Here is a 13,142-nt window from a genome sequence, read left to right as displayed (position 1 = left end):
AAATAGATTGTATTATTATTTGAAATGTAAATCGTAAGCTCCTGCCACTTCTGTAGAAACTTCTCCCAGCCATCCGGCTTCCTGATTGACTCCGGTATATATTTTCATAAAGTCTACGCCCGGAAGTTTTACATATTTTCCACTTCTGTCTACCGCCCATGAAATATCAATATTGGAAGCTTCATCATTATTCGGAGCATTGTCTGCATATCCGAACTCATATGATTTTCCTACCCAATAGGATCCGTCCCCGTTCTGATCGTAGAAATTATTTGCCAGTCTTGTTCCAGAAAACCCGTAAGAACTTTCGGTAAACCATAAGGGATAATAGCTTTGTACGTGAAATGTATTTTTTGTTTTAAACCCCTGATTTCCGAGGTTGTCACTCCACTTGATATATTCCACATCGGTCTGCCAGAATTCAGTTCCGGCTACAGGTGTTTTATTTTCGTCAGGCTTAAAATAAGTTATGCTGTAATCTTTTACGGTAGCATTTTTAAAATATTCACTGCCTGCAATTTCGTACCATTCATCATTATCCGGCTTTCCATTTTTATTTCTGTCGTAGGCCACCATAATAATTCCCGGTTCACAGGATCCTGAACGTTGATCCGCAGCATCATTTCCAAAGAATGCATTTCCGAGTATTTTAAAATCACGTCCATTTAAATTCGGAATGGTATGATCAAAACCGAACACTACATATCCTCCATATCCTCCCAGACTGATCATGGTTGAATTACCTCCCACCAAAGATTCATTGGCTTTCTGAAGCATATTCGCGGCAGTATTTCCTGGTAGATATTCCGGAATTTCATTCATAAACTGTCCTACAGCAGGGCGGAACTCCAGTACTTTGGAAATGTATCTGGTATAAGGTGTTTTTTCCTTGGTTACAATTATTTTAGAATGAAAAACCTGCTCGTTTCCTTTATTCCTGATCTTTAAAGTCAGAGGATAAGCATCTGCATCCACACTGATAAATTCAAGTTCTGAGTTTTGGGAAATAATAGAATCGTTGATACTCCAAGTAACCGATCCTGATGCATTGGTAGGAATACTCAAAACCTTTAAACGTTCAATGGTATAGGAATCATCAAGGCCGTTAAAGGTAAATTCGTCTTCATCATCATGTTTACAGGCTATCAATCCTAAAAGGAAAAAGGATAAAAGCCCGGTTTTTAAATAAGTAAAGGTATTTCTGTTCATGTCTTAAGGTTGGTTATTTATATAAAAAAGCGAAGTGGGCAGGGATATTTCCGCCTTCCGTTTTCCATTTAAAGTGTCCGTTTTTATCAAAGCAATACACAAATCCCATGGATACATAATTTCTGGCATCTGTCATGTAGATATCTTCTGTGATTGGGTTTACGGCAATGCCGTAAGGGGTTTTAATGGCATCTTCATATTCTTTGTCAAAAATTCTGTTGGCTATGATCTGTTCTGTTTTTACATCAATGATTCCAAATGTCTTTTTATAGCTGTGGGTATTGTAGTTGAATTCATTTCCATAGAAATAGAGTTTATCATTCACGATTGTCATTTCACTCACGGAGAGATGGAAATCTTTCTTAACCGTTCCTGTAGCGGCATCTATGAGATAAAGACTGGAAGGAACATTATAATAATCTCCTCTTGAGGTTACATAGAGATCACCGTAATTATCTTTTTTAATGTGATGAAGATTGATGGCAACATTTATTTTTTTGAGTTCGGTAAAAGTATTCAGATCAATTACCGAAACAGTATTGTCATAATCGGGAGCCTTATATCCTCCGGAATTGGCAACAAATAAGGTATTTCCCACAATTTCCATTTCTTCGGGCTGATATCCTACCACTACCTCACGCTGGATGGAAAGAGAAGTGGTATCAATTTCCACTACTTTCCCTTTTGGTGCTTTCGGGTTAATCGCTACAGGTCCGGCGTAGCTGCTGGCATAAGCTTTTCCGTTTTTGAAAGCAAGGTACCGGCAGTTTTGTAATGGAATAGAAGTAATACGTTTGGCCGTTTTGGCATCAAGAACTTCAATTTTATTGGAAACATTGACTACGATATAAAGTTTGCTTCCGTACACTTTGATATCATTTCCTACATCTCCCAGCTCTTTTACCACATTGGGATTGATTTCTGCATAAATATTTCTAAAATAAGTTCCCTTGGTGTAATCAAAAAAATCAAGGGTACATTTATTACTCCCCATGTTCCCTTCATTGAGCATATAGAAGCCTTTTATTGCTGTATTTTCTGAAGGAAGCCCTTCTACCACTTCCTGACGGACAATAATTTCATCTGTACGGCATGAAGTAAGAAAAGCTAATACAAGAAATAAAAAATAAAAGTTTAGTTTTCTCATAGGGTGAAGTTTAGAATAAGTTTAAAGTTTCTTCCGGGCATCGGATAATTGAGGACAACATCATAGTATTGATTGAAAATATTATTCATCTCAAGGCTTATTTTAAACTGATGATTCGCCCAGTTGAATTTTTTCTGAACAGACAAATCGTGCGTATACCAGGGCTGCACATAATTGTATTGAATGTTATCCTGATTCACGTCATATCTTTCTCCTACGTACATTGCACTGTAATTGAAACTCCAGTCTTTATAATCTGCCATAAGACTGAAAGATCCACTATGCCATGGGGTATAAGGAATCTGATTGCGATAAAACGTGTCTTCCGGATCACTTATATCTCTCGCGCTTTGATAGGTGTAGGAAAGCAAAGGTCGGAGGGTTACTTTTCCAAGCTGCATTTCAGTCTGTACATTCACATCTGCACCAATGATTTCAACCAATCCCAGGTTCATCATCAGCCAGCGGAACATGCTTCCGTTCGGAGCTGCCACAATTTTATCCTGTACTTTATTGTAGTAACCGTCTACTTTAGCATAAAATGTTTTAAAGAAACGGTTGTTATAATTCTTCTGATAAGTAAATCCTACATCATATTGATTGGTGAATTCCGGTTTCAGGTAGGTATTTCCGATATTGGTATAATACAAATCATTGAAGGTTGGAAGTCTGAAAATTCTTTTATAGAAAGCCCTTAGAGTAAGCTCCGGAATTTTTTCCGGCTGATAGCTCATAAACACCGCAGGTGTCCACTCTCTGGCATCTCCCGGTCTTTTATTTTTTCTTACTTCTTCAAAAGTAAAGGTTCCTAAAAGGCTTCCCATAATTTTGAATCTGTTCCACTGATAGGTTGTTGCCAATGCTACCAATGTAGTGTAGCGGGTAGGATAAGAAAAATTATCCAGATTGGCATCCAGGTTATTATACTGAAAATCTCCACTCAGGCTGACATCCCAATTGGGAGTGATTGAGTAAATATTGGAAGAGGAAAGATAAAGTTCCCTTTGGATATAGGTGTTATCGGTATAAATAATAGACTGCGAACGAACTGTGTCCATGAAATGGGTATAATCGTAAGCAAATTTTGCCTTAAGCTGTGTTTCAAATTTCGGGAACAGTTTTTTTCTCAGATTAGCCTGTACAAAATAATTCTCATCGGAAAGTCTCGCTCCTCTTCCTTCAAAGCGCCCGTTAACAATGGGTGCCGGCATTCCGCGGTTTGAAATATAACCATAGCCACGGATATTCCAGCTTCCGTTATTTAAAGTTCCGTTGAGAGAAGTTTCAAAACGTTTTGCTTTGATATCTGAGTCCTGTCTTTTTGCAATGGTATCATAGGCCTGTTGCCCATCAGGGTATTTCTTCGCATACCGAAATCTGTAAATTCCGTCACTCTGCATAAATTCGCCACTGAAGCTGGCAGAAACCTTGTCTGAAATCTTCTGTTCCAACCGGAATGAAGGATTAAAGAGATCAATAGAAGCACTTTTGGCTCTTACCACAAGGTTTGTTTTTCTATTCCCTTTAAACACAGGTGTTTTAGGCTGTAAATAAATGGATCCTGAAGAACCGAAATCTTTTGCCGGCTGAAAAATTTCACTTTTCTGTCCGTTATACAACGATATTTCTTCCAGATCATCCAAAGAGTACCTTCCCAGATCCACCAGTCCGTTTTGCGCATTTCCTAATTGAATTCCATCATAAAAAACCCCTACATGCTGGCTTCCCATGCTTCGGATGTTGATGGTTTTCAAACCACCCAATCCTCCGTAATCTTTAATCTGAACGCCTGAAAAATATCGCAGTGCATCTGCAACGGAATGACTGTTTAGTCTTTCCAACTGTTCTCCCTGCAGCGTTTGTGCCGGAAGGATTTCTTTAAAATTCTTTTTATAAAGATTGATTCCTTTAATGGTCTCTTCCTGAAGACTGTCTTTTTTCTTAGTTTGGGAAAACACAAGTTGAGATGTTAACACTAATATTGTGAAAACAGCTTTATGAATTGCAGAAGTAGTTAGTTTTGCTGTCATTAGCTCATTTAGGATAATGAAGACGCTAATGGGTATAAGAATACAACGACAAAGCACAGCTGTCACTGCACAGAATCATTGATGTCCTAAGCTTTATTCCACGAAAGCGTCAAACGATTATTGTCTGGCAGGTCTTCTGACTTACTCCATTTTTGAAATCCTTCCCATTAAAAAACAGTGGATATATTCTTCAAAAACTTTGGTGCGGAGCTTACAGCAGCGGGTCTGTCCCGGATTTTCACCGGATTCCCTTTTAAGAGCTTTTTACGGCTCACCAAATTCCGGCAAAGATAAATAATTATTCCTAATCCCCAACTAAAATCATGATTTATAAACAATTAAAGCTCCCGAAGGAGCTTTAACATGATTTCAATAAGGGTTTCGCTTTAAATGCCAATATTCAGGAAAACACTGAATCTTGATTGAGCTTCAATATCTCCTCCCGCCAGATGCGTGTACATGGGAAGCATAAGTTCACTTCCCAGGCTCAGCTTTTTGTAAGAGGCTTCAAATCCCAGTTTTCCGTACAAAGCGCTACCAGCAGTATTCGGCAGTGCCTCATCAAACTGTTTGTTCTGAGCGTAGACTTCACCCTGAACTCCAGTTTTTACAGAGAATATAGATTTTTCATTTCCTGCAACCTGATAAAAACCTGTTGCTGCATAGTTCCATTGGTTTCCAAAACGGTAATTTTTCCTGTTCTCTGTTTTAATGGTGTAATCTGTATTGACCAGTACGGCTACTTTATTTTTCTGAAATTTATAATTCAAAGCCGCCTGATAATCCCAGCTTCCGGTTCCCAGCTGAAAGCTTGGGTTGACACCGGATGCTCCTTTTTCATCAAACTTGCCAAGTGGAATTTTCACTCCCAAACCTCCACTCAGATGATGAAAATTATCTTTAGAGCTCATCAGCTGGTAAATTCCCATCAGGTTTAAATCTCCTATTCCATTGATTCTGATATCTCCCTGCATCGTTTTCTTTTCATGGAAATGGAAGGGCAGACTTACATAAACACTTAGTTTTTTAGTCAGTGGAATCTTCCCCCAAAGCTGCAGGGTATTGAAATACTGATCCTGCGTGAGGTCTTTTACAAATAAGTTTTCCTTGGCTTTGTAATGCTGGGCAAAGTACTTGATTCCGATAAACTGTGGATTCAGCAAAGATTCAAAGCCGGAAGATCCATTTCCTGCAGCACAGCCGCACGCATCACAATCATCATCAAAATCGAATCTGTTAAGCGTTTCGGGAGCAACATAAGCACTGTCTCTGATGGTTTTTGCCTGATACTGATTCAACAGGATCAAACTTACTATCAATATAATCTTCTTCATGTTTTTTATAAATTATTCTGCAAATTTTGGATTGGATATAAAACTTTTATCCGATAATGTTTTCAGGAACGCAATGATGGATTGTTTTTCCTGGCTGTTCATAGCAATTCCTATGTGACCATTCTGTTTAAGCTGTGGATCAAGATTAACATTATCTTCCACCTGATCCGAATAGAAATTAAGTACCGCCTCTAAGGTGTAAAATCTTCCGTCATGCATATAAGGTGCGGTATATTCCACATTTCTTAAACTGGGAACACGGAATTTCATCCAGTCGATCTGGTTAAGAGTAACTCTGTATCGTCCGGCATCTTTGAACTCCGTATTGTAATACAGTCCTGTATTTCTGAAACTCTCATCGGTAAATAATTCGCCATTGTGGCAAGAAGCACATTTCTGATTAAATAGTACCATTCCCTGGGATTCTGTGGAAGTCAGCTGCTCTTTTCCCTGTTTAAATCTGTCATATTTTGAATCTGCAGAAATTAAAGAAGCCATAAACTGCGACAATGCTTTCAGAATTCTCTCTCCTGTAATGGTTTCGTCTCCATAAGCTTCTCTGAACAGTTTTTTATACTTCTGATCATCTTTTATTTTCGAAATAGCTTCCGGTATGGAGCTATCCATTTCATTTACGTCAGTAATCGGACTGATGGGCTGCTCATTCAGATTGTGAATCACTCCGTCCCACATATACCTTTTAAAAAAGGCCATATTCTGGATGGGGGGTGCATTCCTGATTCCGATTCTGTCGTCTACCCCATGGCTCACCGTATGACCATGATGGGTAAAAGCATTTTCCTGGATATGACAGAAACCGCATGAAATGGTATTATTCCTTGAAAGCCTTCCTTCATAAAACAATTTCCGTCCCAGTTCAACTCCATTTCTGGTCACCGGATTGATGGATTTATCAAAAGTCATTTCCGGAAAATAAGAAGGAAACTGGAGATTATAGGCTTCATCCTTTTCCAGTGGCTGAATCACCTCATCAGAACATGAAATGAAGCTTAAGACCAATACAAGAAGAACGACTATCGTTTTAATAAAAAAATTAATCATTGTGAACATGGTCTACTTTAAACATTTTTGTAAGATTGTTGGTAACGTCTACCAGGTGCTGGTTGGACCCCATCAGCATATCATTGGATGTGGTAAGAGTCAGTGCCTTATCTCCGCTCAGAAATTGGTTCAGGTCTGCAAGAATATGAACAGAAGGACGGATTTGTCCTGTTACTCTGGCCGTTGTTGGAAGATTCAATGTAATTTCGCGATAAAGATCCGGTGTATTGTTGGCTGCAGTATTTCCCATATTTCCTGTGTGATTCATGAATTCTTTAGAAGGAGAATCTGTACCATATTTCCCTTCCAGTTTTACAAATACATAACCGGCAGCCCATGACCAGGACATTCCCTTCTGCTTGGCTTTTGTCCAGAATTCAGCCTGTCCGTCCTGTCCCAGTAGATATGCTTTCTGGCTGACACCCAATCCGAATCTTATTTTTTTATAATTGTTTTTCGGAACGCCATCCAGATTAAGATAAACAATTCCGGCTACAGCATCTGCCTGATCTACGATAAAAGCTCCTTTGTCAGGATTATTTTCGTTGTATTTAAATTCGTTTCCGTTTTCATCTATCAATGCGATATTACTGATGACGTATTTCAAAGCAGAAAAGTTATGTTTCTGTCCGTTAGCAGAAGTCTGAACCGTCTGATTTAGAACGATATCTCCCACATTGTTAAATCCGTTTTCAAATTTGATCTGAAGTTTTCCAGGCGTAGTATCCTGTGGGTTGTCATCATCCCTGCTGCTTCCGCAGGCTGTAAAAGAGAATACAGTAAAGGCAATAAAGAATAGTGATAAAAATTGAGAAATTTTCATTGTTGATTTTTTAAGTTGAATTAATTTGAATGGCTGTAACAGCATCGTTTTTTTACCACAAAAGGCACAAAAGTTCTTACACTTAAGTTGATCAAGTGGTAAATTTTATGCACAATAAGAACACTTAGCTTTTAATTTATATAAGCTTTTGTGACTTTTGTGGTTAATTAGTGATCGTTTAACTTAAAAAACCGGTGGTTTGAAAATATGGGTAAGAAACAGGAAATAATAGGTTGTTTCGTAGGTAAAATTGAAATTGAAAAACGAAATTTTTCCAGTAGTGTTGATCTCTGTAGTCTCCGGCAGAATATAGGTATCCAGAACTTTCTGCCCAGAGTTTTTGAGTTTCTGAAAAGGTGAAGATTCTGAATCATTGGCTTTGGCGAGCTCTTTACTCAGGTAACATTTTCCGTTACAGTGAACCTCCGGCCTGGTTTTATTGATACAGAGAACTTTAACAATATAATCATAATTTACAGCATACTCTACCACGGGCACTAAAGGTCTTAGCACCATATAGAAGGTAAAAAGTATGCTGTACAATATTTTCATCAAATTATTTCTTGCTTATCGCTTCGTCATATCTTCTGCTGATTTCTTTCCAGTTGGTCACATTCCAGATGGCGGTAAGATAATCTGCTCTTTTATTCTGATATTTTAAATAATAAGCATGCTCCCATACATCAATGCCGAAGATCGGAGTTCCTTTTTCTTCTACAACATCCATCAAAGGATTGTCCTGATTAGGAGTAGAGGAAACAAACAGTTTTCCATCTTTCCCTACAGAAAGCCAGGCCCATCCTGAACCAAAACGGTCTGCACCTGCCTTAGACATTTTTTCTTTAAAAGCATCCATACTTCCGAAAGTTTCATTGATGGCTTTTGCTAATTTTGCTGAAGGCTGTGTATTTTTCTGAGGAGTAAGAACCGTCCAGAACAATTCGTGGTTGTAGTGTCCTCCTGCGTTATTTCTTACAGCAGCAGGCAATTTTGAAACATTGGAAAGAATCTGAAACAAAGTTTCTTTTTCCTGTGGAGTTCCAGCAATCGCTTTATTCAAGTTAGCAGCATATGCTGCACCGTGTTTTGAATAATGAATTTCCATCGTTTGGGCATCAATATTTCCTTCCAAAGCATTATAAGCATAAGGAAGAGGCGTCTGCTTAAACTGAGCCATTGTAAATTGGGCTGCGAAAACTGCAGTTATAGCAGCTATTTTCAAAATCTTCATAATTTTTTTGTTTATGGTTGAACAATGTTTTCTTTTTAAGTGGGAGGTCGGTGATCGATGCTGGAAGTAATTGATGTTATAGCCTAACTTTTTCAACTTCTATTTCCTTTTACAGCCATCTCAAAAAATTGCTAGAGCTTCATAGTCTGGAATAACTTCCAGTTTCAGACATCCGGCTTCCCCCCTTCCCTATTTCAATAATTTTTTAATATCCTCAATAAGAATTTCTCTATCTGGGTGATATTTTCCTGTCAGCATAGGTGTTTTACCTTCCGGATCTTCATAATTTAGTCCTGAATAATAAAGGATCGGCATATTTTCTTTGTTGTATCTACAACGGATATTCCCCTCCTGATCTACCAGAGCAATCATTCCGCTGTGGTTCAGGCTTTCTCCTTCATCTTCTTTATCACCAACGTAGATATTAAATTTATCCGCAAGATCGCCAATATAGGCACGATCTCCGGTCAGGAAATGCCAGTTGGGAGATTTTGCACCAATTCTTTGGGCATGTTCTTTCAAAGCTTCAGGCGTGTCATTTTCCGGATCAATACTGATGGAAATAATGCCGAAGTTGGGATCATTAATCTGGTTTTGGATTGCCTTCATATTGGTATTCATCACCGGGCATATGGTAGGACATTTGCTGAAGAAAAATTCTACGAGATATACCTTTCCCACCATATCTTTATTGGTAACTTTTTTACTGTTCTGATCTGTAAGTTCAAAGTCCGGAACTTTCATCACAGTATAAAGGTTCTTTTTAAAATACCCCATTCCCACACCTATTCCCAGGAAAAGCAATGCAAATACCGCAATGGGTATGATCACTTTACTTTTATTTGCGGTCTTTTTATTTTTGGGCATATCTTTCAGGACTTTTTTTGAATTCACCTTTGCAGGAGACACTGCAAAAACCGTACGTTTTATTTTTATACACAGCAGTATCTTTTATAGATCCGGCAGTTTTCATGTGGCAGACAGGATCTTCTTCGTTCACTACCTGTACATTTTCTATTTTCTTCCCCGAGGAGTCCATGTGGCTTGCATGCTTTACCTGAGGAGTTTCCTTGGCACACGACAGTAATGATACTGACAGCAAGGCAGTCAAAATTATAGGAGATTTCATTTTAATGTTAAATTGAAATTAATAATGTTAAATAAAGTTATGATACCATATACAAGTCTGAAAAAAGCACAACAATTCTCAAGAAGAACTGATGTATTTCTTATTGCTTACAATGGTCCATTTGAATTATAGAATGCATCTTTAATGGCTTACTAATGAAAGCTTTATAAACTCCCATCTTACAAACTAAAAATATAGTTTATAATAAAAATTAAACCAACGGAGGATGGAAAATCCTTGAAAAGTATTCTGAAGAATGAGAATTAAAATAACTTGAATCGGGAATTTCAGAAAGTGATTCCGAATTCAAATGAGCGGAGAAGGAAAGGATATCGTGAGAAATAAAAACATCTAATCCAGCAATCTTTATGGTTTGGGAGCTGTTGGACTGTTTTTCTGTTTTAGCCAGCTCTTTTTCCACGTAGCATTTTCCTTTACAGGTTGACTGTGGTACATTTCTCTTCTCACAAAGGTTTTTCACAATATAATCATAATTCACGGCATAATTTACCAATGGCAAAACAGGACGTAATGCAACGGTAAAAATGATGAATATGGAAATAAATAACCTCACCGATTTTGTTCTCTGTTACAAATATACTACTTCAAAACTGTTTTATAACAGATTTATGATGAATGTCATTATGCTTATCTACTGTTACCTATAAAAATCACAAAACTGTGCCTGTCACCGGAATAATTTTATCCCGAACTTTGAGTAAGACTTTAGACCTAAATAAAAATTTAGTTCTTTATATACAATTTAATCTTGTTGATAAAAGCTTTGCTGATGTTTTTGGCAGAGCTTTTTTATATTCTTTGTTTTGTTGGAAATCGCAAAGTCTCAAGTTCTTTTTAAAATGCTTACTGTTTTAAGACGCAAGGATTTTATCTGCGATAATTTAATAAGACTAATAATGATTCTGAATGAGACTAATTATTAAGACATCATCTTGCTGAAAATCTTTGATTTTCTTGCGTCCTTAAAAACACCACAATTTTAATCTTCTTTGCGCCTTTGCGCTCATCCAACAAAAAAAATCTATTATCTTTTCTAAATTAAGTTTTGGTATGGTGTGATGTTGGAAACGCAAAGGCGCAAGTTTTTAATGTTTACTGTTTTTTAAGGCGCAAGGATTTTATCTCCGATAAAATTTAATAAAGCTGATAATGATTCTGAATGAGACTAATCATTAAGACATCATCTTGCTGAAAATCTTTGATTTTCTTGCGTTCTTAAAAACACCACAATTTTAATCTTCTTTGCGCCTTTGCGCTCATCCAACAAAAAATATTATCTTTTCTAAATTAAGTTTTGGTATGGTGTGATGTTGGAAACGCAAAGACGCAAGTTTTTAATGTTTACTGTTTTTTAAGGCGCAAGGATTTTATCTCCGATAAAATTTAAAAACAAAAGCCCTACTGAGATTCAGCAGAGCTTTTATTGAATATAATTGAGTTGTGTTTATTATTTGCTTGTTAAAATTTCATTCTTTGGATTCTCACCGCATTTAAAATAGCCAGCAATGCTACTCCTACATCGGCAAACACAGCTTCCCACATGGTTGCCAATCCACCGGCTCCCAGGATGAGAACAACAGCTTTTACAGCAAAGGCAAGGACAATATTCTGCCAAACGATCTTTTTAGTTTGTTTTCCGATATTGATGGCCATTGGGATCTTACTTGGTTTATCATCCTGAATTACTACATCTGCAGTTTCAATGGTGGCATCACTTCCCAAACCTCCCATTGCAATTCCAACATCGCTTAAAGCCACTACAGGCGCATCATTCACTCCGTCTCCTACGAAAGCTACCGTCTGGTTTCTGGCTTTGATTTCTTTAACCTTGTTTACTTTGTCTTCAGGTAACAGGTCCCCGAATGCATTGTCGATACCCAGTTGATCTGCTACATATTTCACAACGGTACTTTTATCACCGCTCAGCATTGTTGCCTTCACATTCATTTTATGAAGCTTGTCTACGGTTTCCATAGCATCTTCTTTGATGCTGTCTGCAATAGTGATATAGCCTGCAAACTTTTTATCATAAGCCACCGCAATTACCGTATATACAATATTGGAGTGGTTAAGATCATAAGGGATGTTGAACTTATCCATCAACTTAAAGTTCCCAACCAGAAGTTCTTTTCCGTTAATAGTCGCTTTCAATCCGTGACCAGCTATCTCTTCTACATTTTCCAAAGGAATGCTGTGATTGATTTCTCCAACATAATTGTGTATCGCAGTTGCCACCGGATGGGTACTTTTACTTTCGAGAACATTAACCAGCTGAAGGATTTCTTCTTTGTTAAATTCAGGGCTTATGCTTACTTCCTGAACTTTGAATACGCCTTCTGTCATGGTCCCGGTTTTGTCCATTACTACATTCTGAATCTCTGCAATACTGTCCAGAAAATTACTTCCTTTGAACAGAATTCCGTTGCGGCTAGCGGCACCGATTCCTCCGAAATATCCCAACGGAATTGAAATTACCAAAGCACAAGGACAGGAAATCACAAGGAATATCAATGCTCTGTACAGCCAGTCTCTGAACTGATAATCGCTCACGAAGAAATAGGGCAGTAAACAGATCCCTATGGCAAGAAATACCACGATGGGCGTGTATACTTTCGCAAATTTTCTGATGAACAATTCTGTCGGTGCTTTTTGGGCTGTGGCATTCTGAACTAATTCCAGGATTTTGCTCAGTTTACTGTCTTCATAAGCTGTATTTACTTTTACCAGAGCAATACTGTTCATATTGATCATTCCGGCAAGAACGGCTTCGCCTTTATTTTTGGTATCAGGTTTACTTTCTCCCGTTAAAGCTGCTGTGTTGAATGAAGCCGAATCTGAAAGCAATTCCCCATCCAGCGCCAGTTTTTCACCGGGTTTCAGCTGTATGACATCTCCAATTTTAGCTTCTTTAGCCTTCATAGTCTTGGGCTGATTATTTTCCATAACCGTTACCTCATCAGGACGCTGATCCAATAATGCTTTTATATTTCCTTTGGCTCTGGTAACCGCCATAGACTGGAATACTTCTCCTACGGCATAAAACAGCATTACCGCTACTCCTTCAGGATATTCTCCTATGGCAAAAGCACCAATGGTTGCAATGCCCATCAGAAAGAATTCTGAGAACACATCTCCTTTGATGATGCTTTTATACGC

General features: G+C 37.9%; 12 protein-coding genes and 1 riboswitch. All 12 genes read right to left on the bottom strand.

Annotation, left to right across the window (positions count from 1 at the left end; all coding sequences use genetic code 11):
• Window positions 1-15 precede the first annotated feature (15 nt).
• The 12 genes from ACLI50_RS16435 to ACLI50_RS16380 all read right to left on the bottom strand — a co-directional run bounded on the left by ACLI50_RS16435 (window position 16) and on the right by ACLI50_RS16380 (window position 13,094).
• The gene (locus tag ACLI50_RS16435) at window positions 16-1,209 is read right to left on the bottom strand and encodes a cell surface protein (RefSeq protein ID WP_411414250.1); all 1,194 of its coding nucleotides are present in this window, start codon (window positions 1,207-1,209) and stop codon (window positions 16-18) included.
• A gap of 13 nt (window positions 1,210-1,222) precedes the next feature.
• Window positions 1,223-2,356 (bottom strand): YncE family protein, encoded by a 1,134-nt coding sequence (locus ACLI50_RS16430; protein ID WP_411414249.1) that lies wholly within the window; start codon window positions 2,354-2,356, stop codon window positions 1,223-1,225.
• Window positions 2,353-4,386, bottom strand: coding sequence for a TonB-dependent receptor plug domain-containing protein (locus tag ACLI50_RS16425; protein ID WP_411414248.1), 2,034 nt, complete (start codon window positions 4,384-4,386; stop codon window positions 2,353-2,355). The genes ACLI50_RS16430 and ACLI50_RS16425 overlap by 4 nt, the downstream gene beginning before the upstream one ends.
• 109 nt (window positions 4,387-4,495) lie before the next feature.
• Window positions 4,496-4,680, bottom strand: a riboswitch (cobalamin riboswitch).
• A 92-nt stretch (window positions 4,681-4,772) separates the two neighbouring features.
• Complete coding sequence (locus ACLI50_RS16420; protein WP_343643709.1) at window positions 4,773-5,720, bottom strand: transporter; 948 nt, start codon at window positions 5,718-5,720, stop codon at window positions 4,773-4,775.
• 12 nt (window positions 5,721-5,732) lie between these two features.
• On the bottom strand, window positions 5,733-6,782 hold the full coding sequence (locus ACLI50_RS16415; protein WP_411414247.1) for a cytochrome-c peroxidase: 1,050 nt from the start codon (window positions 6,780-6,782) through the stop codon (window positions 5,733-5,735).
• Window positions 6,775-7,605, bottom strand: a complete 831-nt coding sequence (locus ACLI50_RS16410) for an MbnP family protein (protein WP_411414246.1) — start codon at window positions 7,603-7,605, stop codon at window positions 6,775-6,777. The genes ACLI50_RS16415 and ACLI50_RS16410 overlap by 8 nt, the downstream gene beginning before the upstream one ends.
• A 183-nt stretch (window positions 7,606-7,788) precedes the next feature.
• Window positions 7,789-8,157, bottom strand: a complete 369-nt coding sequence (locus ACLI50_RS16405) for a hypothetical protein (protein ID WP_238349637.1) — start codon at window positions 8,155-8,157, stop codon at window positions 7,789-7,791.
• 4 nt (window positions 8,158-8,161) lie between these two features.
• Complete coding sequence (locus ACLI50_RS16400; RefSeq protein WP_409193494.1) at window positions 8,162-8,836, bottom strand: superoxide dismutase; 675 nt, start codon at window positions 8,834-8,836, stop codon at window positions 8,162-8,164.
• A 189-nt stretch (window positions 8,837-9,025) separates the two neighbouring features.
• Entirely contained in the window at window positions 9,026-9,703 is a 678-nt protein-coding gene (locus ACLI50_RS16395) for an SCO family protein (protein WP_411414245.1), read from the bottom strand.
• Window positions 9,690-9,965: a YHS domain-containing protein gene (locus ACLI50_RS16390; RefSeq protein ID WP_062673491.1), complete on the bottom strand. Its 276-nt coding sequence runs from the start codon at window positions 9,963-9,965 to the stop codon at window positions 9,690-9,692. Before ACLI50_RS16390 ends, ACLI50_RS16395 begins: the two co-directional genes overlap by 14 nt.
• 211 nt (window positions 9,966-10,176) lie before the next feature.
• Window positions 10,177-10,539, bottom strand: coding sequence for a hypothetical protein (locus ACLI50_RS16385; protein WP_062673489.1), 363 nt, complete (start codon window positions 10,537-10,539; stop codon window positions 10,177-10,179).
• Window positions 10,540-11,444: 905 nt separating this feature from the next.
• Window positions 11,445-13,094, bottom strand: a complete 1,650-nt coding sequence (locus ACLI50_RS16380; protein ID WP_411414255.1) for a heavy metal translocating P-type ATPase — start codon at window positions 13,092-13,094, stop codon at window positions 11,445-11,447.
• Window positions 13,095-13,142 lie beyond the last annotated feature (48 nt).

Origin of the sequence: Chryseobacterium cupriresistens, from assembly GCF_046614675.1 — a bacterium.
Classification (GTDB): Bacteria; Bacteroidota; Bacteroidia; order Flavobacteriales; family Weeksellaceae; genus Chryseobacterium; species Chryseobacterium cupriresistens.
Note: the sequence above shows the minus strand (reverse complement) of the source record. Positions and strands in the feature narration are given on the sequence as shown.

Coding starts and splice junctions, on each gene's coding strand:
- ACLI50_RS16430 (WP_411414249.1), bottom strand. CDS start 2,356: ATGAGAAAACTAAACTTTTATTTTTTATTTCTTGTATTAGCTTTTCTT.
- ACLI50_RS16420 (WP_343643709.1), bottom strand. CDS start 5,720: ATGAAGAAGATTATATTGATAGTAAGTTTGATCCTGTTGAATCAGTAT.
- ACLI50_RS16435 (WP_411414250.1), bottom strand. CDS start 1,209: ATGAACAGAAATACCTTTACTTATTTAAAAACCGGGCTTTTATCCTTT.
- ACLI50_RS16415 (WP_411414247.1), bottom strand. CDS start 6,782: ATGATTAATTTTTTTATTAAAACGATAGTCGTTCTTCTTGTATTGGTC.
- ACLI50_RS16395 (WP_411414245.1), bottom strand. CDS start 9,703: ATGCCCAAAAATAAAAAGACCGCAAATAAAAGTAAAGTGATCATACCC.
- ACLI50_RS16405 (WP_238349637.1), bottom strand. CDS start 8,157: ATGAAAATATTGTACAGCATACTTTTTACCTTCTATATGGTGCTAAGA.
- ACLI50_RS16380 (WP_411414255.1), bottom strand. CDS start 13,094: ATGGGCATTGCAACCATTGGTGCTTTTGCCATAGGAGAATATCCTGAA.
- ACLI50_RS16425 (WP_411414248.1), bottom strand. CDS start 4,386: ATGACAGCAAAACTAACTACTTCTGCAATTCATAAAGCTGTTTTCACA.
- ACLI50_RS16410 (WP_411414246.1), bottom strand. CDS start 7,605: ATGAAAATTTCTCAATTTTTATCACTATTCTTTATTGCCTTTACTGTA.
- ACLI50_RS16390 (WP_062673491.1), bottom strand. CDS start 9,965: ATGAAATCTCCTATAATTTTGACTGCCTTGCTGTCAGTATCATTACTG.
- ACLI50_RS16400 (WP_409193494.1), bottom strand. CDS start 8,836: ATGAAGATTTTGAAAATAGCTGCTATAACTGCAGTTTTCGCAGCCCAA.